Source organism: bacterium, assembly GCA_035419245.1.
Taxonomy (GTDB): Bacteria; Zhuqueibacterota; Zhuqueibacteria; order Residuimicrobiales; family Residuimicrobiaceae; genus JAKPUX01.
Genome location: DAOLSP010000009.1, coordinates 45,623 through 71,673 on the forward strand (window position 1 = coordinate 45,623; position 26,051 = coordinate 71,673).

The 26,051-nt window shown below is 60.5% G+C and carries 12 protein-coding genes; 11 read left to right on the plus strand and 1 reads right to left on the minus strand.

Going from position 1 to position 26,051, the window contains the following annotated elements:
* Positions 1-117 precede the first annotated feature (117 nt).
* Positions 118-3,177, minus strand: a complete 3,060-nt coding sequence (locus tag PLH32_11750) for a TonB-dependent receptor (protein ID HQJ65278.1) — start codon at positions 3,175-3,177, stop codon at positions 118-120.
* 1,010 nt (positions 3,178-4,187) lie between these two features.
* On the opposite strand from PLH32_11750, the gene PLH32_11755 reads away from it, so the two are divergent.
* From PLH32_11755 to PLH32_11805, 11 genes are all read left to right on the plus strand, one after another.
* Positions 4,188-5,612 (plus strand): alpha-L-fucosidase, encoded by a 1,425-nt coding sequence (locus PLH32_11755; GenBank protein ID HQJ65279.1) that lies wholly within the window; start codon positions 4,188-4,190, stop codon positions 5,610-5,612.
* Positions 5,613-5,652: 40 nt separating this feature from the next.
* Positions 5,653-7,710: an alpha-L-fucosidase gene (locus PLH32_11760; protein ID HQJ65280.1), complete on the plus strand. Its 2,058-nt coding sequence runs from the start codon at positions 5,653-5,655 to the stop codon at positions 7,708-7,710.
* An 8-nt stretch (positions 7,711-7,718) separates the two neighbouring features.
* Positions 7,719-9,104, plus strand: a complete 1,386-nt coding sequence (locus tag PLH32_11765; GenBank protein ID HQJ65281.1) for a Gfo/Idh/MocA family oxidoreductase — start codon at positions 7,719-7,721, stop codon at positions 9,102-9,104.
* 85 nt (positions 9,105-9,189) lie between these two features.
* Complete coding sequence (locus PLH32_11770; GenBank protein HQJ65282.1) at positions 9,190-11,559, plus strand: family 20 glycosylhydrolase; 2,370 nt, start codon at positions 9,190-9,192, stop codon at positions 11,557-11,559.
* Between the two features lie 61 nt (positions 11,560-11,620).
* Positions 11,621-14,476 carry a family 20 glycosylhydrolase gene (locus PLH32_11775; protein HQJ65283.1) on the plus strand — a complete coding sequence of 952 codons (2,856 nt, stop codon included), beginning with the start codon at positions 11,621-11,623 and terminating at the stop codon, positions 14,474-14,476.
* Between the two features lie 17 nt (positions 14,477-14,493).
* Positions 14,494-15,606: a glycosyltransferase family 2 protein gene (locus tag PLH32_11780; protein ID HQJ65284.1), complete on the plus strand. Its 1,113-nt coding sequence runs from the start codon at positions 14,494-14,496 to the stop codon at positions 15,604-15,606.
* A gap of 64 nt (positions 15,607-15,670) precedes the next feature.
* On the plus strand, positions 15,671-18,124 hold the full coding sequence (locus PLH32_11785; protein HQJ65285.1) for a glycoside hydrolase family 95 protein: 2,454 nt from the start codon (positions 15,671-15,673) through the stop codon (positions 18,122-18,124).
* 22 nt (positions 18,125-18,146) lie between these two features.
* Positions 18,147-21,965 (plus strand): DUF4838 domain-containing protein, encoded by a 3,819-nt coding sequence (locus PLH32_11790; protein HQJ65286.1) that lies wholly within the window; start codon positions 18,147-18,149, stop codon positions 21,963-21,965.
* 85 nt (positions 21,966-22,050) lie between these two features.
* On the plus strand, positions 22,051-23,472 hold the full coding sequence (locus PLH32_11795) for an NCS2 family permease (GenBank protein ID HQJ65287.1): 1,422 nt from the start codon (positions 22,051-22,053) through the stop codon (positions 23,470-23,472).
* 168 nt (positions 23,473-23,640) lie between these two features.
* Positions 23,641-24,186, plus strand: a complete 546-nt coding sequence (locus PLH32_11800; GenBank protein HQJ65288.1) for an outer membrane beta-barrel protein — start codon at positions 23,641-23,643, stop codon at positions 24,184-24,186.
* 367 nt (positions 24,187-24,553) lie between these two features.
* A complete protein-coding gene (locus PLH32_11805) occupies positions 24,554-26,035 on the plus strand; it encodes a DEAD/DEAH box helicase (GenBank protein HQJ65289.1) in 1,482 nt (493 codons plus the stop codon).
* The last annotated feature ends 16 nt before the right edge of the window (positions 26,036-26,051 follow it).

Sequence of the window (26,051 nt, forward strand, 5' to 3'; positions counted from 1 at the left end):
AGGGTTTGGCTGACAATACTCCTTATGTTAGTCGTTCAGATTTCCGTGAATTGGTGAAAGCCTGATTTAAGGGCAAATACAGATCATCCTCCTTTCCAGTTTTATTAAGCCAGCCGATTAAAAACTGTACCGCAAGTTGGTCTGAAAAATTCTGGGTGAGTAAGCCCAGGAAGCTTCGTTTTTCAGAATATCGCCATTCAAAGCTCTTCTGAATTTGGCATAGGTAACTGTCTTGTTGTTAAAGATATTGATACCGCTGATCGAAAAACTCAGCCCGCGGATTGGCAGTTTTTGCTGCAGCGTAAAGTCCCAGCGATAAATATTGCCGGTGTAGCGGTCCTCTTCGGGTCTGGTGCCAACGTTGGTTATGACATCGCCCTGCAAGTTGAAAGAGATACGGCCGGATAAGCCCTTATAATCAACGCCCAAAGCGGCATTCAGATTATCGTTGCCCTGAAACAAGAGTCGGGCATTACGCACCGTATCGGTTGTCGTGTAGACATTTACGGGACGACCGGTCCTAGGATCGCGAACGGTTTGGGTTATATTGCGGATTTGCTGATAATCCATGTCAGATTGGGCTCTGGTGTAGTTGACGTTCAGAACCAAGAAATTCAACGGTTGTGGCATGTACCAGAAATGCGTCTGCCATTCCACTTCGAGGCCTTTGATATGGGCCGGATGCGGGTTGTTGATATAGGTGGTTATGTTTTGACCCGGCGTCGGCGGCGTGGCTTTGAGGGCAGACCAGAGTTTGGCGCCCGGGAAGGAGACGTGATAATAACTCAAATTCTGGTAAAAAATGGAGGTTTGGAAGAAAACATTGTCGATTTGCTTGTAGAAACCACCGATGGAGAAAAGACCGATTTTATTATTATAGAAGGAAACATAGGCGTCATAGTTGGTCGAGATGGCAGGTTTCAATTTCGTATTCCCTGCCTCCGCGTAGCCGCCGGGTTCGTAATAGATTTTTGGCAGAATGGCCTGATAATCAGGGCGGGAGATCCCTTTGGTATAAGCGAAACGGACATCTGCCCAGGGTGTGGCCTTATAGCGCATCTGGATATTGGGAAAGATGTCATCGTCATTTCGGTCGACGGTGTTCAAAGTATCATAGACGACGCCGTAACCGTAAACCGAATGGGTACAATAGACGAATTTCGCTTTGTAATTCATATTATAATGCTCGTAGCGGGCGCCACCGATCAGAGAGAGCTTGGGGCCGATGTTCAGATCCGTCATCAAATAGCCGGCCGAGAATATCTCATCGCCGTTAAAATCTTCTCGTTCCGAGTAGGGCATGTGCCGCGCAGGCGCCCAACCGGAGATGGAAGTTTTCATATACCGATCCATCAAATCCCGGTCATAGGCGAATTTAAAGTGGCGGTCGCCGTTGAGGAAATACTTGCCTCTGGTGTAATTGCTGTCCCAAAGATCGCTGAACAACACCGGATTGGTCTTTGAGATGCCGGGGTGTTTGGGGAAAAAGTTGGTGGTCGCATAATAATAATCATCGTCATACGACCCGTTAAAATCGGCTTCCACGTCGTTCTTACGCGTGGATTTGGTGTATTTGCCACCGAATTTGATTTTGGAGGAGATGCTCTTCATAAAGGTAACCGGCACGGTGAAATCCAGAGTGGAATTGTAGACATGCTGGTCGAATTTTTCTCCGCGACCGACGACCCAGCCCTGAACAGAGGCGCCCATGGCATCCTTAGGATCGGTGGGTATGTTCAATGCCTCGCCAAGAGTCAGAAACTGCCGCTGGGTGTAAAAATTGATGGCCTTGCCGTCCTCGCTGCTGCCGAAGGGTCGGGCGGCCGTGTTGTAAAAATTCATGGGTTGTCCGGCATCGCCATATCTCTGCCGGGTGTATTTGTTGGAAAAAGAATGGGACAGGGAAAGTTCGGTTTTGATCCTGCCGAAATTGTATTCTGTTTGCAACGCGTTGATCATCAAATCTTTGCCATATCGGTTTCGGCCGATGGCCAGTTGTCCCTGGTTTGTATCAAGTATATAGGCATTCCTGAAGGATGTATTGTTGCTCAGATTATTGGCATAAGTGTTCTGCAGGACGATTTTGCCCTTTGGCAACAAGTAATCCAGAATCACACTGCCGCCGCCGTTGCTGATCACGTTCCATTGATCTTCGAGAGTAAAAGAATTCATCTGGTAGGGCGCCTCTCCATAGGGGATATTGCCCTTGCCGTTGATGCCGAAGGCTGCAGAAGCGATATCCTGCCCGATATCGGACCGGTCCGCGTTTCCTTGAATGAATATGCCTAGATTGTCTTTTAAGAGCCGCTTGCTAACGCTGGCCCATACTTTATAATTGTCGGATGTACGATCCAAGGTGTTATAGTTGGCCTGCGAAAAAACGTCGAAATGCAGACCAGTCGGGGCTTCACGGAGACGGAGATTGACGACGCCGCCGATAGCATTGGCATCCATATCCGGCGTCAAGGCTTTGATCACTTCGATACCGGAAAGAAGATTGGAGGAGATAAAGCCTAAATTGGTCGAACGGTCATTCAACTCGGTGGAGGGCACCTGGATGCCATTGATCAGCACGGTGTTCAGTTTGGCCTGGATGCCGCGAATGACCACTTTATCTCCATCCTGGAGTGAAAGACCCGGCAGACGGCTGAGCGCCGTGGCGGCGTTGTCGTCAGGCAATTCTTGAATTCTGGATTTGGATACGACGTTGGTAATTCGGGCGGAGGCGATTTGCTGGTTGATGGCTTGGAGTTGACCCTGGGCTTGTGCGGTGATGGTGACCTGTTGGCCCTGTAAGGTCACCGATTTGAGGCTGAAATTATGTTCCACAACACCTTCTGCAGGAATCTCAACCTCAGCGCTCAATTTCTCATAACCGATGATGGAAACGACGATGGTATATTTGCCGGCGGGTACATCGGCAATAGTATAGGCACCTTTAAAATTGGCTGCTGTTCCCAGACTGGTGCCCTTGAGCATGATGTTGCCTGCCGGCAAGGGATCTTTGGTATCCTTGTCAAAAATTGTTCCCTTGATCGTCCCTCCGAATACGGCCGACGGGGCCGCTGACAAGACGACCACCCCGATCAGTAGGAGAACCCAGCCACTAAAACGAATCGGGGACCGGTTCATAAATGACGGATAGAACCCTCTGACACTGTTCAGTAACCTTTTCATAATCTTGCTTCCTTTCTTTGATTAGGGTAAACATCTCTGAAAAGGTTTGGAATTTAATTTATTATTTATTAGTCATATAGAATTCCTGTAGAGGTTTGGGTCTGCACCAAAAGAAAAGAGGTTCGAGGTGATGTTTTACTGCAGCTGTTCGGTAATATTACCTTCGGGTATCGTAGCTGTCGACCCCATAGTTGAAAAAATCAGCCCAATTACTTACTCGAGAACTATTAATCATGCGAAATATAAACAAGGTTATTATAAAAGGCAAGAAAATATTGAACTGTTTCAAAAAATTTTGAATCGTTAAAAGCTGATGACTGATAATGTCCCATCGGAATACTCCAGCCAGGGGATTATGCCGCTCCTTTTGTCTATTGATACCATCGATCATTGCTGACAAAGCAGTATATTGAGACAAGCCAGAATCAAGCCACTGCCATCGACATTGCAAAGCCCTTCTCCTTGACGTCAATTTGAGTGATATTACTCTTCGCGGTTAGCCCAATCCGGCATTCCTCGGCTTGCACAAGTGAATTCTGCACTGCAGTCCGCCGGGGTTGAGATGAAGATAATGCTCACCCGGCAGCAATTTGTTCCCCTTGCAATTTTTCTGATGTATCTTCCATGAATGTCAAAGCGCGAAAAGCTGACGCGGCCCTATTTCGGTATCATAAATCCAATCCAAATTGTCGTCCCGTTATTAAAAGGATCGAGTTATTTTATCCGAGCCGGAAGGTCATTCAGACTGGCTCAGGTGAGTCTGACTGGATTCCAGGGCATTGCTCATCTTGATGGAAAAGAAGTATGATCAAGTGATCGCAGAACTCTACAAAGATCATCAGGCGAGAGTTCACGGGTGGGCGCGCTGACGCTGACGTACCGGGTGGGAGTGAGAGGATGCGGGGGGGAGGATTGCTGCTTTGAGGGCGCACCGAGATTATTTGCTGGCAATTTTACAAATTTATTGTTACTATTCAAGTACCAACGGTCGCACACAGAGGAAGAATCCCATGACATCGGCTGTGCCGATTTTCTCCCATGCCCTGGTCAAACTGTCGCTCGTTCTGCTGTTCAGCGCCCTCGCCGCCCGAGGCGAGGAACTGCCCGCCGCCGTCCGCCAGACCCTGGCCCAGTGGCAGGAGCGCAAGTTCGGGCTGATGATGCATTGGGGACCCTACAGCCAGTGGGGCGTGGTTGAATCGTGGTCGATCTGCTCCGAGGACGAACCCTGGTGCAGCCGCAAAGGCCGCCCCTATAACGAATATGTCGCAGCGTATGAAAAACTGCCGACGAGCTTTAATCCCCTGCGTTTCTGTCCCGGGAAATGGGCCGCCGCTGCCAAAGCGGCGGGCATGCGCTACGTGGTCTTCACCACCAAGCACCACGACGGCTTTTGCATGTTCGACAGTCCCGGTACCTCCTACAAGATCACCGATCCCTCGTGCCCCTTCGCGACCGATCCCCGCGCTGATGTGACCCGGGCGATTTTCGAGGCCTTCCGCAAGGAGGATTTTATGGTCGGGGCCTATTTCTCCAAACCCGATTGGCACAACCCCGACTATTGGGCGCCGGAGTGGGCAGCGCCCGACCGCGGCGTCAACTATGATCCCGCCAAACACCCCGACCGCTGGCAAAAATTCAAGGACTATACCTATTCCCAGATCGAGGCCCTGATGAGCGGTTACGGCCGCGTCGATATCCTCTGGCTTGACGGCGGCTGGGTGCGTCCGCAGAACACCATCACCGACGAGGTTCGCTCGTGGGCGGGCATGAAACCCTGGGATCAGGATATCGACATGGAGCGCATCGCCGCCATGGCGCGTAGCCTCCAGCCGGGAGTGCTCATCGTCGACCGCACGGTCCAGGGGCCCTATGAAAATTACCGCACCCCCGAGCAGCAGGTGCCGGACCGACCCCTCGATTATCCCTGGGAAACCTGCATGACGATGGGCGACCAGTGGTCCTTCAAGCCAGACGACCGCTATAAACCGGCGCGGCAGCTGATCCACCTCCTCATCGAGATTGTCGCCAAGGGCGGCAATTTCCTCCTCAATATCGGCCCGGAGCCGACCGGCGAATGGGCCGACGTCGCCTATGAACGCCTCGCTGCGATCGGCGCCTGGATGCAGGTGAATCACCAGGCAATCTATGGCTCAACGCCGCTGCCGCCCTGGAGAAGCGGTAAATTCGCCTTCGCCGCAGGTAAGGACCATACGCGCTATGTTTTTTATCTGGCGGATGAGGGCGAGGAGGCCCCGCCCGCCAGGCTGCTCATTCCGGGCATCACGGCGCCCCGATCAGCCCGCATCATGCTGCTCGGCCATGACCGGCCCCTGAGCTGGCAGCAAGATACGGCGGGAATTACAGTGCACCTCCCGGCGGCCCTACGGCAGCACATGCCTTGCGCCCATGCCTGGACCTTCTCTGTTCATTGAGTGATGTCCATCGCTGTTCATCCTCCTGGGGAAAGAACTTATGATGAGGAAAGCATTGATTCTCACTTGCCTTGGCCTCTTACTCGCCGGCAGCCTAGCGAAGGCAGAGACCAAAAAGGCCTTTGATGAGCGGATGCGCTGGTGGCGCGACGCCAAATTCGGCATGTTCATCCATTTCGGCCCCTATGCGGTCCTGGGCGGCGTCTACAAGGGCAACAACAGCGCCGCGGCCGAATGGATCATGAATGAGGAGAACATCTCCATCCCCGAGTATGAGGCGTACGCCCGGCAGTTCAATCCGGAACAGTTCGACGCCAAGGCCTGGGTGGCGCTCGCCAAAGTGGGCGGTGCGCGCTATATCATCATCACCTCCAAGCACCACGACGGTTTTGCAATGTGGGATTCGCAGGTGAGTCCCTACAACATCGCCCGGTTCACACCCTTCAAGCGGGATTTGCTCAGGGAGCTCTCCGAGGCCTGCAAAGAGGCGGGCATCCGCCTCGGCTTTTATTACTCGATCATGGACTGGCATCATCCCGACGCCAAAGGCGAGCGCTTTGCTGAATACCGCGATGGTTATCTCAAACTGCAGCTGCAGGAGCTCTTGACCGGCTATGGCAAGGTCGGTGTGCTCTGGTTCGACGGCGAGTGGATCGACGAGTGGACCGAACCGCAGGGCGCCGAGCTCTACAATTTTGTACGCAGGCTGCAACCCGGGATCATCATCAACAACCGCGTCGGCAAGGGCCGCAACGGGATGCAGGGGATGAGCCTCGATCACACGGCCGCTGGCGACTTTGGCACGCCGGAACAGGAGATTCTCAGTTCGGGCGGCGCCGGGATGGACTGGGAATCCTGCATGACCACCAACGACAGCTGGGGCTACAAGCAAGCGGACCAGAACTGGAAATCGGCGGAGACTCTCGTCCACAATTTGATCGATATCGCCGCCAAGGGCGGGAATTATCTCCTTAATGTCGGCCCGGACGCTACGGGTGTGATCCCGGAGGCGGCGCAGGAGCGCTTTCGCGAGATGGGGGAGTGGCTCAAGGTCAACGGTGCGGCGATTTATGAGAGCCGCACCTTGCCCGAGTACGCCGAGGGGGGGAGGATCCGCTACACGCGCAGCCAGGATGGCCGGACCCTTTACGCTGCCGCTCTGCAATGGCCCGGAACCACCCTGCGCCTGCGCTATGTCGAGCCCAGGAAGGGCTCCAGAATTTACCTGCTGGGCTATAAAAAGCCCCTCACCTGGCGGCAGAGCAGCAGCGGCGAAGTGGTGATTTCCCTACCGGCCCTGCTGCAGCGGGCCGGCAACCGGCCCTGCCGCTACGCCTGGGTGTTCAGGATCACGGGCCGGCAGCTGCCCGTCGCCAGACCCCCGGTTATCGCCAGCAGCAAAAAATCGGGGGTGAGCAATGCTCTCTTCATCGGCACCGAGACGGTCACTTTGAGCTCGCCGGAAGAATCGGCCGAGATCCACTATACGCTGGATGGACGCACGCCGGACCGGAATTCGCCGCTCTATTCTGCGCCGATCCTCCTGAAAGAGGATACCGAGGTGGAGGCCATCGTTTTCGCTCGGGGAAAGGTGGTCAGTCCGGTCGCCTATGCCCAGTTTACCCGGACCACGCGCGTGAAGCATATGATGCTCGAGAAGAGCCCCTCAGTCAAATATCCCGGCTGGGGCGAGCTGGGACTGATCGACGGGCAGCGCGGCGGCCTCGATTTTCATGACGGCAACTGGATCGGCTTCGAGGGCGAGGATCTTGACGCCAGCATCGACCTCGGCGAGCCGACGACCATCTCCATGGTAGCGCTGAGCTGCCTGCAAGACCAGAATTCCTGGATTTTTCTGCCGGCTGGGATCCGGCTGCTGACCTCGACCGACGGCCGGAATTATGTCACGACCGCCGAATGGAAAGCGGAACCCCAGCCCGCAGCGACAGCCGAGCGCATGGAGATAGCCCTGATGTTTAATTCCAAGAGCTGCCGCTATCTGCGGATCCAGGCCAGCAACGTCGGTACCTGTCCGGCCTGGCACAAGGGGGCGGGCGGCAAGGCATGGTTGTTTGCAGACGAAATCATCATTCAGTAGGAGGAAGCATGAGTGACGAGCACCATCAAGAGGGGAACAGCCAGGGAGTGGACCGGCGATCATTTTTTAAGACCGGTATGCTGGCCGGCCTTGGGGCGTTGACAGCCGCCTCGGTGCTGGACAGCTGTAGTAGTGCGGCCGATGCGCGCGAGGCTGCTCCGGAGCACCCCTTTTCCGTAGCGCCCCTGAAAAAGGTGCGTATCGGCATGGTCGGGGTCGGCTTGCAGGGGACCTCGCATGTGCGCAATTTTCTCGGCATCCCCGAGGCGCAAATCGTTGCGGTCTGCGATATCCGGCCGGAGCGGGCGGCTGCCGTGCAGAAACTGATCACCGGGGCCGGCCATCCGGAGCCGCGGGCCTATACCCGCAGCAGCACCGATTTCATCCGCCTCTGCGAGGAGGAGGATCTTGACCTGGTCTTCACAGCCACCCCCTGGGAGTGGCATGTGCCGGTCTGTCTCCACGCGATGAAAAATGGCAAGCATGCGGCGACCGAAGTGCCGGCGGCCGTTACTGTTGAAGAGTGCTGGCAGCTGGTCGAGGCGGCCGAAAAATATCGCAAGCATTGTGTGATGATGGAGAACTGCTGCTACGACCGCGAGGAACTGCTCATCCTTAATCTGGTTCGCAAGGGGATGCTGGGCGAGCTCATCAACGCCGAGGCCGGATATCTCCATGACCTGCGCGGCGTCAAATTCGGCAACGAGAACGAAGCGGTCTGGCGGCTGCCCCATTCCATCCGCCGCAACGGCAATCTCTATCCCACCCACGGCCTCGGCCCGGTGGCGCAGTGCATGAACATCAACCGCGGTGACCGGTTCGACTTTCTGGTCTCGATGAGCTGCAATTCGCGCGGGCTCAATCTCTACGCAGCCCATCTCTACGGCGCTGACGACCCCCGTGCCAAACAAACCTATGCTCTGGGCGATGTCAATACCAGCTTGATCCGCACAGAACTCGGCAAGACCATCACTCTGATCCACGACACCTCCTCGCCGCGGCCCTACACCCGTATCAACCGCGTGCAGGGGACGCGCGGCCTGGCTGAAAAGTGGCCGAACCGCATCTATATCGAGGGCAAGAGCAAACCACACCAGTGGGATGATCTCGAGAGCTATTACCCGGAGCATGCGCATCCTCTCTGGAAGGAACTCGAAGCCCAATCGGCTGGTTCTGGTCATGGCGGCATGGACTTCATCGAGGACTATCGTCTGATCTGGTGTCTGACTCACGGCCAGCCGATGGATATGGATGTCTATGACGCGGCCGCCTGGAGCTGCATCTCCGAGCTGAGTGAACGCTCGGTGGCGCGCCGCAGCCGGCCGATGGATGTGCCCGATTTCACCCGCGGCCGCTGGAGGGTCTGGCCGCAGCTGGGCATTGTCACCGCCTGAGGTTACTACCCGCCGTCACCAACGACCCGCGCCGCTCCCACCCACTAGGGCGGGAGCGGCGCGGGGACCAACCGGAGATTCCAAGATGCGTAGCGCTGCACCTTGTCTGATCCCCCTCCTTTTAGCCGTGCTCTTTTCCTGTGCCGGCCCCCGGCGGTTGCCGGAGGTGTCCACGGTCCAGGGCCCAGTGCTGATTCCTCTGCCCGCCCGCATGACGCTCGCAGAGGGCCGTTTTCGTCTCGATGCCTCCACCACCCTCATGACGCAGCCGCTCGACCGCTTGCAGGAGGTCACCAGCTATCTCTCGGAGCTGATCCGGAAGGGGAGCGGCTGGCAGCTGGCACAGGGCGAGGGAGTCTATACGGACGGCAATGCCATCGTCCTGCAGCTGGTGGATTCAACCGCCGCACTCGGCCGGGAGGGCTACCGCCTCGAGATCCATCCGAAGAAGATTCTGATTCAGGCGGCAGCGCCCGCTGGCATTTTTTACGGCATCCAGACCCTGCGCCAGCTCTGGCCTGGCGACTGGCAGCACCCGGAGCCGCTGCAGCAAGTCCAACCCGCCTTGATCCCCTGCATGACCATCGAAGACCAGCCGCGTTATGCATGGCGCGGGATGATGCTCGATGTCGCGCGCCATTACTTCCCCAAGGAATTCATTTACCGCTTCATCGACGATCTGGCGATGAACAAGCTCAACACCTTTCACTGGCATCTCAACGACGATCAGGGCTGGCGCATCGAGATCAAGCGCTATCCCAAATTGACCAGTGTCGGGGCCTGGCGTGTTGACCGCGAGTCGGATCCCTGGGACAGACGCAAACCACAGCAGCCCGGCGAACAGGCCAGCTATGGCGGTTTTTACACCCAGGCGGAGATCCGCAATATTGTCGCCTATGCGCGCAGCCGCTTCATCACCATCGTCCCCGAGATCGAGATGCCGGCCCACGCCGGCGCGGCTCTGGCGGCCTATCCCGCGTATTCCTGCAGCGGCGGTCCCTTCACCGTCCCGACGGGCGGCGTTTGGCCGATCGTCGACCTCTATTGTGCGGGCAATGACAGCACCTTCACCTTCCTGCAGAACATCCTCGATGAGGTGATCGGTCTCTTTCCAGGGGAGTACATTCATCTGGGCGGTGATGAAGCGGACAAGTCCGAGTGGAAAAAATGCCCCAAATGCCAGGCGCGCATCCGCAGCGAAAAGCTGGCGAATGAGACCGAACTGCAGGGCTATTTCATGCGGCGGATGGAGCACTATCTGGCCTCCCGCGGCCGGCGGATGATCGGCTGGGACGAGATCCTCGAGGGCGGACTTCCGGCGCGCGCCGCGGTGATGTCCTGGCGTGGTATGCGCGGCGGTATCGACGCCGCCCGGGCCTATCACGACGTCGTGATGGCCCCGACCGACTATTGCTACTTCGATTACTATCAGGGCGTGCCCGATCTCGAACCCAAGTCCATCGGTGGTTTTTTGCCGCTGGAGCGGGTCTATGCCTTCGAGCCCACCCCCGACAGCCTCAGCGCCGTACAGGCCGCCCATATCCTCGGCTGTCAGGCCAACCTCTGGACCGAATACATCGCCACGCCCGAGCATGCCGAATACATGATCTTTCCGCGTCTGTTCGCTCTGGCCGAGGTAGCGTGGTCGCCGGCATCCGCGCGCCATTGGCCCAACTTTCTTGGACGCGTTGTCGCCGCCATGCCGCGGCTGGAAGCGATGGGCATCAACGCCTCGCATACCCTCTTCAATGTCCAGGCCGAACTTATGCGTTCCTCGGACGGCCGGAATGTCGAGATCGTGCTGAAGAGCCTCGCTCCCAGCGGAGAGATCCGCTACACTCTGGATAACTCCCAGCCTTCGGCCACATCGCAACGGTTCCAGGGGCCGATCGTGCTCGATCGAAGCGCCACGGTCAGGGCCGGCCTCTTCCGCGACGGTATGCTCAGCGGCAAGATCGTCGCGGTGCCCTTTCTCACCCATCTTGCTTGCGGGAAGAAGATTACCTACTGCGCGCCCTACAGCGCCAAGTATGCAGCCGCAGGATCCAGAGCCCTGGTCGACGGTCGCAAGGGGACGCTCCTGTACAGCGACGGCGCCTGGCAAGGCTTTGAGCAAACCAATCTCGAGGTGGTCATCGATCTCGGCCGGAAACAGGTGATTCAGCGCGTCACGAGCAGTTTTCTGGAGGACGTCGGTTCCTGGATCTTTGGTCCGCGCCAGGTCACCTATTCCTTCTCCGATAAGGGGGCGGTCTATATCACTCTCGCCGATCTACCAGGCAAGTCCCATGATGACAATCCCGCCGCCGCCGTGCGAGACTACAGCCAGGATTTCGAGGATCTCGAGGCGCGCTACATCAAGGTGACTGCGGCCAATATCGGGGTTTGTCCGCCCGGCCACGCCGGTGCGGGGCAGAAGGCCTGGCTCTTCGTCGATGAAATCATTGTCGAATGACCAGCCCGCGCCGCGAATGGCCGATTCGATGCACCTGGTACCGATTGATGGAGTGACCCGCATGCGTTTTCGTAAAACCATCCTGATTTTCCTGCTCCCGGCCGCCGGCCTTTTCGCCCAGCCCGGTATCGTCCCGATCCCCATGGAAATGACCTTCGGGGAGGGCGCCTTCAACCTGGACGCCTCTACCCGGATTTATTATGAGGCCGCGATCCCGGAGCTGCCGAGCTATGCCGAGCGCTTCGCGAACCGGCTGCGCCAGGCGACCGGATTCCAACTGCCGGCGGCACCGCTGCCGGTGGATACGACGCAAACCGGCGCCCTCTATTTTCTTGCGCAGGGTGCCCGTACGGAGTGGGGCCCCGAGGGCTACAGCCTGACCGTGACCCCGCAGGCGTGCCGAATCCGCGCCAACGCCGCCGCCGGATTCTTTTATGCCACGCAAAGTCTGCTGCAGCTGCTGCCGGCGGAGATCGCCGCTGCGGCGCCCCCGGTTCGCGCCGCCTGGCCGATCCCCAGCGTCTCCCTCCTCGACCGGCCGCGCTTCGCCTGGCGCGGGATGCATCTCGATGTTTGCCGCCATTTTTTTCCGGTCACTGAGATCAAGAAGTACATCGACCTGCTGGCGATGTACAAGCTCAACATCTTTCACTGGCACCTCAGCGACGACCAGGGCTGGCGCATCGAAATCAAAAAGTATCCTAGATTGACCGAAACGGGCGCATGGCGCAACGACGGAACCGGCCGGTATGGCGGTTTTTATACGCAAGAGGAGATCCGCGCGGTGGTGGCCTACGCAGCGGAACGCGCCGTCACCATCGTTCCGGAGATCGAAATGCCGGGCCATGCCATGGCCGCCCTGGCTTCCTATCCCTGGCTCGGCTGCACCGGCGGACCCTATCGGGTGCAGTTCAGCTGGGGCATTTTTGACGACGTCTTTTGCGCGGGCCGGGATACGACTTTCGCCTTTCTCGAGGATGTCCTGACCGAAGTGATGGCGCTCTTTCCAGGAACCTATATTCACGTCGGCGGCGACGAGTGCCCCAAGACCCGCTGGAAGAGCTGCCCGCGCTGCCAGGCGCGTATCCAGGCGGAGGGGCTGCAGAACGAGACCGAGCTGCAGGGCTGGTTCACGCGGCGCATCGAGCGCTTCCTCTCCGCCCACGGCCGCCGCCTCATCGGCTGGGACGAGATCCTCGATGGCGGCATTGCAGCAGGCGCCACCGCCCAGGCCTGGCGCGGCCTGGAGTATGGCATTGCCGGTGTCCGCAGCGGCCATGATGTGGTGATGAGCCCGACCAGCCATTGCTATTTCGATTATTACCAGGGCAACTCCAACAGCGAGCCCAAGGCCATAGGCGGTTATATCCCGCTGGAGAAGGTCTACGAACTGGAGCCGGTCCCGCCGGTGCTCACGCCTGAGGAGGCGGCGCATGTCCTTGGGGCTCAGGCCAATCTCTGGACCGAATGGATCGCCGACGCGCCCTACCTCGAATATATGCTGCTGCCGCGGCTCTGCGCTCTCAGTGAGGTCGTCTGGAGTTCTTCCGCGCGGCGCGAGTATGGCGATTTTACCCGGCGGATGGCGGATCAGTATCCCCGCCTTGAGGCGGCCGGAGTCAATGTCCGTGTCCCGCCGGCGGCCTATTTTGCCGGAACGGGCGAGCCGGCCACCTTCGAATTCCAGGTGTCGGCATCCATCTCGGGGGCGCAGAACGGGGCTGGAGCCCGCGTCGGCTCCGACGCCCTGCGTTGGTCGATGACCGAGGAGGGCCGCACCAGCGGCGCGACGATCGTTTTTAACACGCCCCGTGACATGCGGATGCGCATACCCTATTACAGCCTCACCTTTTCCTACAAGACCAACCTGGCCCTGGACACCCTCTTCATCGGCTTTCGCGATGCCGACGGCCGCGGATTCTCTTTCCCGCTGCTGCAGCGCCATATGAACACCTCCGGCAAATGGGTGGCCTTGTCCCTGGGACTCTCCAGCTTCAAGGCCGAAGCGGGCTTTGACAGCAGCCGGGTGGCGCAGTTCGGTTTCTGGACGCATGCCTCCCGCGCCGGCGCTGATTTCTTTTTCGCGGATATCTATCTGGGCCTCCCCGACACCTGGCCGGCGGCTCATGCCCCCATCGTCTTTTTCGACGGGAGCAATTTCAACCCCCTCTTCCGGGTCAAGGGATTTGGCAACGCTCCGGGCTCGGGTGTGCTTCAGGGGGGCGGCCTGCGCTCCCGGACCAATGCTCTGCGCTGGCTGCCGCCGGCCGATTACAGCAGCAGCGCCATCCGCTGGCGCTTCAACGAGACCGTCGATTTCCGTCAGGTACTGCTCGGCGATACCCTCAAGCTGGCCCTCAAGGCTCCGGCCGGGTGCGACAGCCTGCAGCTGGCCTTTACCGATGCGGGCACGCGCCTGAGCCGCTGCTGGCTGACAGCGGCGGAGGGGTGCTTCGACGGCCAGTGGCACAACCTGCGCCTGCCGCTCACCCGGTTCGCGCCGGACTCGGGCTTTGCGGCCGGGGCCGTCGATCTCTTTTCCTTTTTCATCCGCAGCCGGCTCCCCGGCGCCGAGATCCTGCTCACGGATATCTGGATCGGCCAGCCCTCCGCCGGGCAGATCAGCGGGATCGAACGCCGGGAGACACTGATTTCGGGGTACCGCCTCGAGCAGAATTATCCCAATCCCTTCAACCCGCTGACGACGATCGCCTACCGCCTGGCGCAGCGCGGCCGAGTCCGTCTCGAAATCTATAATCTGCTCGGAGAACGGGTCGCGACGCTGGTGGATGCGGTGCAGGAGGGAGGCGCCTATCAACTCTATTGGGATGCCCGGTGCTTCGCCTCGGGTTCCTACTATTACCGGCTGCAGGTGAACGATTTCGTTCACACCCGGAAGATGGTCCTGGTCAAGTGAGCGCGGAGCAGGGCCCCATGTCGAGACTCTCGATCGCTGTCATCACCCGCAATGAGGAGACCAACCTGCGCGCCTGTCTTGAGAGCGCGGCATGGGCGGACGAGATCGTCGTGGTCGACGCCGAGAGCAGTGACGCGACTGCAGCAATTGCGCGCGAGTTCACGGAGCGTGTCTATATTCGCGCCTGGCCCGGGTTCGCAGCGCAGAAGGCCTTTGCGCTCGAGCAGTGTACCTCGCCGTGGATTTTCAGCCTGGATGCGGACGAGCGCATCCGCCCCGAACTGGCTGTGGAGATCCGCCGTGTCATCGCTGATCCGGCGGCGCTGCCCGGATACCGCGTCGGCCGGCGCTCCTGGTTTCTCGGGCGCTGGATCCGCCACGGCGGCTGGTACCCCGGCTATCAGCTGCGGCTCTTCCGCCGCGACGCGGTCGCGGTCATCGACCGCCGGGTGCATGAAGGCTTCACCGTCGCCGGCGAAAGCGGCACCCTGCAGGGCGATCTCGACCATTATTCCCACCCCTCCATTGTGAGCAGCCTCGATAAGATGGGGCGCTACTCCACCCTCGAAGCGCTGGACCGCCTCGAGCGCCAGCACGTGCGGGCCCTCGATTTCTTCACGCACCCCCTCGCCGCATTTCTGCGCAAGTACATCGCCCAGGGCGGTTTCCGCGACGGCCGGCACGGCCTGGTGCTCGCCTGGGTGACCGCGCTGGTCAAGCTTGCCCTCTATATGAAGATCCGGCATCTGCAGCGACTGCGGGCGGCGAAGGAGGACGGTGCCGCCGCGCTGCCGGCGGATGATCCCCTCGAGGCGCTCTTCACGGCGCAGCAACGGCAGCTGGAACTCTTTAATCCTACCGCCGCGGCCGGTCCTGGCACGGGGCAGCCACGGGCTCCATCGGCCGGTTCGCCGGCCGATTTGCCAGCCCGTACGCCGCTCGGCCAGCCGCCCGGCGTGCGGGCCTTTGTGGTGCGCCCGCTGTCCGCCTTTTTCCGGACTTACCGAGACCGCTCTTCTGTCTCAGAGGGTGTCCCGGTCCTGACGCAGGCCTTGCTCGCCGCGGCCTATGCCACCGCCCGCGAGATAAAAATCTGGGAAGCGGGGGTGAACGCAAAGGGTAGCTCATGAGGAATGCGGCATCCTGCAGCCTGGGCCGTCTCGGGCTGCTCATTTTTCAAGGGATGAGGTTCTGATGATACCGCACAGGTTGGTGTATCCTTCCGTAATGTTGCTGGTGCTCGGACTGGTGCGGATATCGCCGGCCGAAAAGCGTCACGATTTGCGGCTCTGGTTCGACCGACCGGCCGGTTCGTTCACCGAGTCGCTGCCGCTCGGCAACGGCCGGATCGGGGCGATGCTCTTCGGCGGCGCCGATTCGGAAAAGATCCTGCTCAACGAGATCTCGCTCTGGTCGGGGTCGCCGCAGGAGGCCGACCGGCCGGACGCCCATACCTATCTGCCCCAGATCCGCGCTCTGCTGCTGGCGGGCGACAACCGCGCCGCGCAGGCGCTGGTGATGCAGCACTTTGTCTGCGCAGGGGCGGGCTCCGGCTACGGCAGCGGCGCCAACGTTCCCTACGGCTGCTATCAGACTCTGGGCGCACTGCGTCTGGACTTTACGGCACGCGGGGTGGTCCGCGACTATCGCCGTGAGCTCGATCTCGATCGCGCCGTGGCCACGGTCCGCTTCCGCCGCGCCGGCGTTACCTTTCAGCGCGAACTCTTCATCAGCGCCCCGGACCAGGTGCTGGTCCTGCGGCTGACCGCCAGCCGGAAGAGAGCGCTGCAGTTCACCATCGCCCTGGACCGGCCGGAGCGCTTCAAAACCGTCGCCTCCGGTTCGCGCGAGCTGCAGATGGCCGGGCAACTCAACGATGGCCGCGGCGGCATGGGGATGTGCTATGCCGTTCGTCTGCGCGTCGCCGCCTGTGACGGCCGGGTGGAGGTAGCGGGAGACCGGCTGGTCGTCACCGAGGCGTCCGAGGTCCTGCTCTTGCTCGCGGCCGCAACCGATTTTGACGGCTTTGCCGGGCGCCACACCCGTGATCCCGGCGCAGCGGTACAGCAGGATCTCGGTAGCATTGCGGTCCGGAAGTATGATGCGCTGTGCAGCCGCCACATGGCGGACTATCAGCACTTTTTTCGCCGCACCGCACTCCATCTGGGCGGTGGCGGATCTGATCGAGCGGCGGCCAGGCTGCCTACCGACCGCCGCCTGCTCGCACTGCAGCAAGGCGGCAGCGACCCTGCTCTGATGGCCCTCTATTTTCAGTTCGGACGGTATCTGTTGATCTCCTCCTCGCGTCCGGGCGGGCTGCCGGCCAATCTCCAGGGACTCTGGGCTGAGGAGATCCAGACCCCCTGGAACGGCGATTATCATATCAATATCAATCTGCAGATGAATTACTGGCCGGCCGAGGTGACCAACCTCGCCGAACTGCACGAGCCGATGCTTGATTACATCAGCGCGCTGGTGGAACCTGGGCGGCGGACGGCCCGGGCCTATTATGGCGCTCGCGGCTGGGTGGCCCATGTGATCAGCAATCCCTGGCTCTTCACCTCGCCCGGCGAAGGGGCCTCCTGGGGCGCGACGGTCAGCGGCGCGGCCTGGCTCTGCCAACATCTCTGGGAACACTATGCCTGGTCTCTGGACCGGGATTATCTGGCGCGGGTCTGGCCGGTGATGCAGGCGTCGGCCCTCTTTTACCGGGACATGCTGGTCCGCGAGCCCGGTCATGGCTGGCTGGTGACGGCTCCTTCCAATTCTCCCGAGAATTCCTACCGGCTGCCGGATGGTTTCACCGGGCAGATTTGCATGGGACCGGCGATCGACCAGCAGCTGCTGCGGGCGCTCTTCGGCAACTGCAGTGCGGCGGCGCGCATTTTGGGCATCGACACGGCCTTCGCCGCGGAGATGGATTCTCTCCGCCGTCAGCTCGCGCCCAACCAGATTGGTTCCAAGGGTCAGCTGCTCGAGTGGCTCGAGGAGTATGAGGAGCCGGAGCCGCACCACCGTCACGTTTCGCAGCTCTGGGGGCTCTATCCGGGTGACGAGATCTCGCTGGAGGCGACGCCCGAGCTGGCCGCGGCCGCGCGCAAAGTGCTCGAATTGCGCGGCGATGACGGCACCGGCTGGTCGCTGGCCTGGAAGGTCAGCTTCTGGGCGCGCCTTGGCGAAGGGGGCCGTGCCCATGCCCTTCTGCGGGTGCTGCTCCGGCCCAGCGGCGCGGACCTGGCCCGCGGGGAGCACGGCGGCAGCGGCAGCTACCCCAATCTCTTTTGCGCCCATCCGCCGTTCCAGATCGATGGCAATTTCGGCGGGACCGCCGGGATTGCGGAGATGCTGTTGCAGAGCCAGGGCGGAGCACTGCGTCTGCTGCCGGCCCTGCCGCCGGAGTGGACGGAGGGGGAGGTGCAGGGGCTGCGGGGCCGCGGCGGCTTTCGTGTCGATATCACCTGGCGGCAGGGCCGGCTCCTGCGCGCCGGCATCCACTCGGCGGCCGGCGCTCCCTGCACCCTGCGCTGCGGCAGCGCTGCGCTCCGCGTCACCGGCCCGGATGGCCGCATCCTCGCGGCTGCCGGCGCGGGCCAGTGGGCTCGGTTTGCCACGGCGCCGGGCGCCACCTATACCGTCACCCTGAACTGAACCTCGGACAAACAGGTTGAGCATGAATAAAACTCTTTTTCTGATCCTCCTGATCACCGCGGCGCCGGACATCGGCCGGACGCAAACGACTTCCGAAAGCGAAGCCGACCTGATCCGCCGTGCGGCGGCCGTCGTTCCCTCGCCGCGCCAGTACGCCTGGCAGCGGCTGGAGACCATTGCCTTCACCCACTTTGGTATCAACACCTTCACAAACCACGAATGGGGCGATGGGACCGAGGATCCGGCCTTTTTCAATCCCACCGCCTTCGATGCGCGCCAGTGGGCCAGGATCTGCAGGGCCGCGGGACTGAAGATGATCATTCTTACCGCCAAACATCACGACGGCTTTTGCCTCTGGCCGAGCGCCTTCACCGACCACTCGGTCAAGCGCTCCCCCTGGCGCGGCGGTAAAGGCGATGTCGTCCGCGAGGTCGCCGAGGCCTGCCGCGAGTACGGCCTCAAATTCGGCGTCTATCTCTCCCCCTGGGACCGCCATGAACCGAGTTATGGCGATTCGCCGCGCTACAACGTCCATTTCATGAACCAACTGCGCGAGCTCCTCACCCAATACGGCGAGGTGGCGGAGGTCTGGTTCGACGGCGCCTGCGGCGAGGGGCCCAACGGCAAACGTCAGATCTATGACTTTCAGGCTTGGTACCAGCTCATCCGCCAATTGCAGCCGAACGCGGTCATCGCCATCATGGGGCCCGATGTGCGCTGGGTCGGCACCGAGGCGGGCTATGGCCGTGAGACCGAATGGAGCGTTCTCCCGGCCGCGGCGCTGGACACCGATGCCATCGCCGCCCTCTCCCAGCAGCAGGCCAGCGACGCCGCCTTTGTGCCCGGCGATCTCACCGAAACCGATCTCGGCAGCCGCGACAAGATCCGCGCCGCCCCCCGGCTGATCTGGTACCCGGCTGAGGCCGATGTCTCGATCCGGCCGGGATGGTTCTACCACGCCAGCGAGGACGGCCAGGTCAAGAGCGCCGAAAAACTGCTCGATATTTATTACGGATCCGCCGGCCGCAACTGCGTGCTGCTCCTCAATCTGCCGCCCGACAAGCGCGGCCTGATCCATGAGAACGATGCCGCGGCCCTGCTCGGCATGCGCCAGGCGCTGGACGCCACCTTTGTCACTAACCTCCTTTCCGGCACCCAAGTCACCGCCGGCGGCGGGGGAGAGGCGGCGAACGCGGAACAAGCCGGCGCGCGGCAGCAAGACCCCCCATCCGGCCTGACCGTTCTGACCGACGGCGATCCCGCCTCGTTCTGGCGCGCGCCCGGCGGCTCGGAGACCGCTCTCCTTACCGCCGAACTCGGTGGTGAAAAAACCTTTGATGTCCTCGCCCTTCAGGAGCCCATCCAGAACGGCCAGCGCATCGAAGCCTTCGAGCTGCAGGCGCCCTCTGGCAGCGGCTGGCGATCCATCGCCTTCGGCACCACCGTCGGCTTCAAACGGTTGATGCGTTTTCCGCCGGTCACCGCGACCCGGGTGCGCCTGGTCATCACCCGGTCACGGACCGAGCCGGCACTCTCGGAGTGGGGCCTCTATAAGCAGCCTGCAGCCCTGGAACTTGCACCGGCGGGCAGCCGCGCCGGCGCCGCCATTGTCCCGGCCCTTCCTGAACTCCCCATCGGGAACAAACGCCCGGCTCTGCTGCGCCTCGCCCAGCACGGCCGCTCACCCTATCGCATCGTCCTGCCTGAAAAGCCGGCCGCCGCCGAGCAACGCGCGGCCGGTCTTTTGCAGGAGTATCTCCGCAAATCAACCGGTGCCGAATTGCCTGTCGTGGGTGAGGCCGCGGCTGCCGGGAAGAAGGAGATCCGCATTGGCGCTGGCCGGCGCTTGCCGCCAGTGCTCACGGCCCTGCAGAGCCAACTGCCCGAGGATGGGTTCTATCTCGGCCCGGACGGAGACAATATCCTCCTCCTCGGCGGCGCGGACCGCGGTGCGGTCTATGGCGCGGTCCATTTCCTCGAAAAGTACCTCGGCTGCCGCAAATACACGCCTACGGTTGAGGTGGTGCCGCCGCACCGCGACCTGACCCTCCGGATCGTGCCGGAGGTCCAGGCCCCGGCCAGCCGCTTCCGTTCCATCCATTCCCGATTCCTCCGCGATCCCGGCTACAAGGAGTGGATGCGCCTCGATGATGTCAACGACATCTACGGCCGCGGCTATTACGTCCACACCTTTGACCGTCTCGTGCCCCGCGCCGACTATTTCGCCGACCACCCGGAGTATTACTGCTGGATGAACGGCAAGCGGATTCACGACCAGCTCTGTCTTACCCATCCGGAGGTTCTGCGCCTGACTATCGCGCACCTGCGCCAGGCGATATCGGAGCAGCCCGACCGAAAATACTGGTCGGTGAGCCAGAACGATAATTTATCCTATTGCCAGTGCCCCGATTGCCAAAAGATCATCGAGGAGGAGGGTTCGCCTGCCGGGCCGCTCCTCCGCTTCATAAACGCCGTGGCCAAGGAATTTCCCGATAAGATCATCTCCACACTGGCCTACCAGTTTTCACGCCCGGCGCCGCGGATCACCCGTCCGGCGGAGAATGTCCAAATCGTCCTCTGCACCATCGAACTCAACCGCAGCAAGCCGATCGAAGCCGATCCGGAGAGTCAGGATTTTGTCCGGGATATCCGGGAATGGTCGCAGCGGACCCGGAATCTCTTCATTTGGGATTATGTGGTCCAATTCACCAATTTCGTCAGCCCCTTTCCCAATCTCCACGTCCTGCAGCCCAACCTGCAGTTCTTCGTCCGCAACGGCGGCCTGGAGCATTTTCAGCAGTCTAACGGTCAGTCGGGCGGCGAGATGGCCGAGCTCAAGAACTGGCTCATCGCCAAATGGCTCTGGAATCCCGATCTCGATGCCGATTCCCTGAAAAACGATTTCCTCCGAGGTTATTTTGCTGCGGCCGCACCCTTCATTAACGACTATATCGAGCGGCTGGAGACGGAGCTGATCCACTCGGGTCAGCGTCTCGATATCTACGGCTCGCCGGTCTGGAACGCCGCAACGTTTCTCTCGGCGGAAAATGTGGATGAATACAACCGCTTTTTCGACCAGGCCGAAGCGGCGGTGGCAGATGAACCCGCACTGCTGGAGCGGGTGCGCACGGCGCGGATGCCCCTGCAGTACGCGGTCATGGAGATCGGCAAGGACGACCTCTTCGGCCCGCGGGGCTGGTACCGGGAGGAGGGAGGCGCCTTTGTGCTGCGGCCTGAGATGCGCGCGACGCTGGAAAAATTCCATGCCGCCGGTCAAGCCGCCGGACTCGGATTGGTCAATGAGAGCGGCTTCACCCTCGAGGATTATTACCAGACCACCCTGCGCTTTATCGATGCCCGTGTCGAGGGCAATCTCGCTTTCCGCAAATCCGTGACCGCCGCGCCGCCGCCGAGCCCCAAGTATGCTCGCGGCGACCTGGCGGTGCTGACCAACGGGGTGCAGGGAGCCAGCGACTACAAGGTGCACTGGCTCGGCTGGGAGGGGGTTGATTTCGCCCTAACCCTGGACCTCGGCGCTGCCGCGCAGCCGCAGCGCGTTCGTCTCGCCAGCCTCTACGATCCCAAGAGCTGGATCCTGCATCCGCGCCGGGTGAGCTGCCTGGTTTCGCCCGACGGCAAAACCTTTCAGCCGGCCGGGAGCGAGGCGGTGGAGGGCGACCAGCGCCAGGAGCCCAAGGTTCACGAATTCGTCTTCACTGCTCTTCCTGCCGGGGTGCGCTGGCTGCGCTTCGAGGTCGAGGGGACCAAACATTTGCCCGCCTGGCATCCTTCCGAGGGCGGCCTCTCCTGGGTCTTTTTCGATGAGATCGTTGTGGAATGAAGCAAAGAGCCGGAGCGGCTGTTCCGGCAGCAGGCCAGCAGATCCCTGCTCAAGCCCATTCAAGCTAATAGGAGAAAAACAAGCCATGCGAGGATCATTAGACCGGTTTTTCAACCTTTCGGCTAATCACACCACCCTCCGTACCGAGTTGGTGGCCGGGCTCACCACCTTCATCACCATGGCCTACATCATCTTTGTCAATCCCGCCATCCTCAGCCTGACCGGCATGGACCGCAGCGCGGTGTTCACCGCGACCATCCTCTCGACGGTTATCGCCACCCTGATCATGGGATTATACGCCAATGTCCCCTTCGCCCAAGCCCCTGGTATGGGGATGAATGCCTTTTTTACCTTCACGGTCGTGCTCACTATGGGGCTGAGCTGGCAACAAGCCCTGGCGATTGTCTTCCTCTGCGGGGTGATCAATTTTATCATTGTTGTCACCAATATCCGCAAGATGCTGATCGAGGCCATCCCGGAGTCGCTGCAGCATGCCATCGGCGGCGGGATCGGACTCTTCATAGCCTATCTCGGCATCAAGAACGCTCATCTCCTGGATTTCACCGCCGACAGCGCCCAGATTGTCCGCGCCACCCTTGCCGGCGACAAGGTCCAACAGGTCGTTGCCCGGGACGTCGTGCCCTCGCTGACTCGTTTCACCGATCCGGTCACCCTCCTCGCGGTGACCGGCTTGATCCTCACGGTCATCATGCTGCTGCTGCGCTGGCGCGGGGCAATACTGCTCGGGATCCTAGCGACGACTGTGATCGGTCTGGCCACCGGCCAGGTGCACTGGCCGCATCTGGCGGCTGCCGATTTTCTCCCACCATCGCTGGAGCCGACGCTCTTCCATCTCGATATCGCCGGTCTGTTCAGTCAACCCGACAGGGTCTTCTCGATCTTGGCGCTGATCCTGGCCTTCAGCCTCTCGGATACCTTCGACACCATCGGTACCTTCATCGGCGCCGGACGCCGGGCCGGGATCTTCGACCAGCGTGATGCCGAGCGCCTGGCAGCAGGCAAGGGGATCTCCTCCAAACTTGACCGCGCCCTCTTCAGCGATGGCATCGCCACCTCGATCGGTGCCTTGCTGGGCACCAGCAACGTCACCAGCTACGTCGAAAGCGCAGCCGGGATCAGCGCGGGCGGACGTACCGGATTGACCTCGGTTTTCACCGCGGTGTTTTTCCTGCTGGCGCTCTTCATCGCGCCGCTCGCCCTGATCATCCCCGCCGCGGCCACCGCAGCCGCCCTCATCGTCGTTGGCATCCTGATGATCTCAAGCATACGCGAGGTCGACTGGAGTAATCCCGATGAGGCGGTGGCGGCCTTTTTCACGGTGGTGATGATGCCCTTCACCTGTAGCATCGCCAATGGCGTGGCTGCAGGGTTCATTTTTTATGTGCTCACGCAAACCGTCAGGGGAGAGGCGAAAAAAGTGCATCCGCTGATGTATTTCGTCACCGCTCTTTTCCTGATCAATTTTGTCATCACCGCAGTGAAATAGGGAACAGGAGGAATCGTTGCAGGCTGTGCGTTTTTGACTTGCCTTTGTGCGCTGAAATGTGTACCATTAATCATGGTTTTGTGACGGAGCTCTCTACTTTCCGCCTGCCAAAGCGGTATACTAATAGAAAGGTTTTTTCTGCAGCGGATCTTTTTTAAGGAGCTGACGATGAGAAAAATGATGATGCTGTTGGCCTTGCTGACGTTCGTCCTGGTCCTGCAGAGCGAAGTAATGGCGCAGTTATACCTCGGACCACGCGCCGGGTACTACAAGAGCAAGGATGCCGATCAGGGGCAGATGTATGGCGGCCTGGCCGCGCGCCTCGCGATGGGCGGATTAAAGATCGAGGGCGCCATTGATTACCGTCAAGAAAAGTACGATGACGGCATGATGACCCTCCGCAGCTGGCCCGTACAGGTATCCGCGTTGCTCTATCCTCTGCCAGTGGTTTACGGCCTCGCCGGCGCGGGCTGGTATCACACCACGGTCGATTACGATCAGAACAAGATCGGCCTGGGCGCGCCCGAGGATCAGACTACAAGCACTCTTGGCTACCATCTCGGCGCGGGACTGGAGCTGCCGGTCAGCAACATGAAGCTCACCGCCGATGTCCGCTATGTTTTTCTCAACTACGATCTCGATAATATCGGCAACAAGGAGCAGCCCGATTCCGATTTTCTCGCAATCACGCTCGGACTGCTCTGGGAACTGTAGCTCCTTGGAACGGGTAGGTGCGAGTGCTCTCTTCTCGCACCCACCTGGCCTGGGGGGCGACGCGAGAGCATAGAGGCCCACCTGGCCTTCGGGTCGGCGCGAGAGATTGGAGGCCCAGCCGGATTTCGCCAAGAATGAGAAAAAAGTATTGGAAATTAGAAATTTATTATGTATACTCATAGTTAATATTAATTGCGAGATGTCATTTCATAACACCAATTCAGTGCCGTTATTGAAATCGCGATGTTGATTGATATGTAATCCCGACCTGCCAGTGCGTCCCTCTTGACGGATTCCCCTGCAGTTCCAATGCGCATCCCTCTTCATCCTCTGACATTTCCAGTCCTCTATCCATAAAGGATGTATCATGAGTTTTGATCAATTCAAGCTCGATTCCCGCTTGATGCCGGGAATCAAAGCCGAAGGCTATGTCACGCCTACACCTGTCCAGTCTGCCTCCATCCCCGTGATCCTCTCCGGACACGACCTGATCGGCACAGCGCAAACGGGTACCGGTAAAACCGCGGCATTTGTGCTGCCTATTCTGCACCAGCTGCTCTCCGGGCCGCGCAAGCAAAGCCGTGCCCTGATCCTCACCCCCACGCGCGAGCTGGCCGAGCAAATCCACGAGACGGTCCGCAGCCTGGGCCAGGGTACGGATCTGCGCAGCGTCACCGTCTATGGCGGCGTTCCTTCCGGGCCGCAGATCAAGGCCTTGCGCAGCGGCGTTGAGCTTCTCGTCGCCTGTCCCGGCCGCCTGCTCGACCTGATGGATCAGCACCAGGCCGATCTCTCGGGGATTGAGATTCTGGTCCTCGACGAAGCGGACCGGATGCTCGACATGGGCTTTTTACCTTCAGTCCGCAAAATCGTCCAGAAGATCCCATCGCAGCGTCAGACTCTGCTTTTCTCCGCCACTTTTCCAGAGGAGATCGAAGGACTGGCCGCCCAGGAGATGCGGAAGCCTCAGCGCGTCATGCTCGGGCTCGCCCAGCCGGTTCATACGGTCCGCCACGCGCTCTACCCGGTGCAGCCGCATCTCAAGCTGCCTCTGCTGCTGGCTCTGCTGCAGCGCACCGAGACCGATTCGGTCTTGATTTTCGCGCGCACCCGTCACCGCGCCCAACGCGTCGCGCTGCAGGTGGGTCGTCACGGTTACAAGGTGACCAGCCTGCATAGTGACCGCACCCAGAGTCAACGTCAAGCGGCGCTCACGGGGTTCCGGCGCGGCGAGTTCCAGATCATGGTCGCCACCGACATCGCCGCGCGCGGACTGGATGTCGAAACGATCTCCCATGTCATCAATTTCGACATGCCGGATACCGCCGATGCCTACATTCATCGCATCGGCCGTACCGGACGTGCCGAGCGCAGCGGCCTCGCCTACACCATGACCACGCCCGAGGATACGGACATGGTGAAAACCCTCGAAAAAATCATGGGCAAGCCCCTGCCGCGGGAGACTCTGCAGGATTTTAATTACCGTCAGGCGGCGCCGGAGCCGGCTTCGCCGGCCGGGCGGTCTCAGAATCCGGCGCGTCGGCAAGTGCAGCGGCCACTGCCCCCATCCGGCGCGCAGCGCCCGGTTTCACATGCCTCCCGCTCCGCCTATCCCCAAGCGGGACGCCCCCAGGTCGCCCGGAACGATGGCGTCTATCGCGGTGACCCCCGCCGCGAGGCCGCCCGTCGTGAAGGCAGCCGTAGCGGCGCCAGACGCAGCGCTGTCGCTTCGGGCCGCGCCAGCGCGATGCGGAACGGCGCAATCCGGAAAAGCCAAAACCAGGCTTCCCGGATTCCGGGCAAAAGCCTTTGGGATACCCTGCGCCAGACCATCGGCCTGGGCCGATAGTCGAATTCCTGCCCGC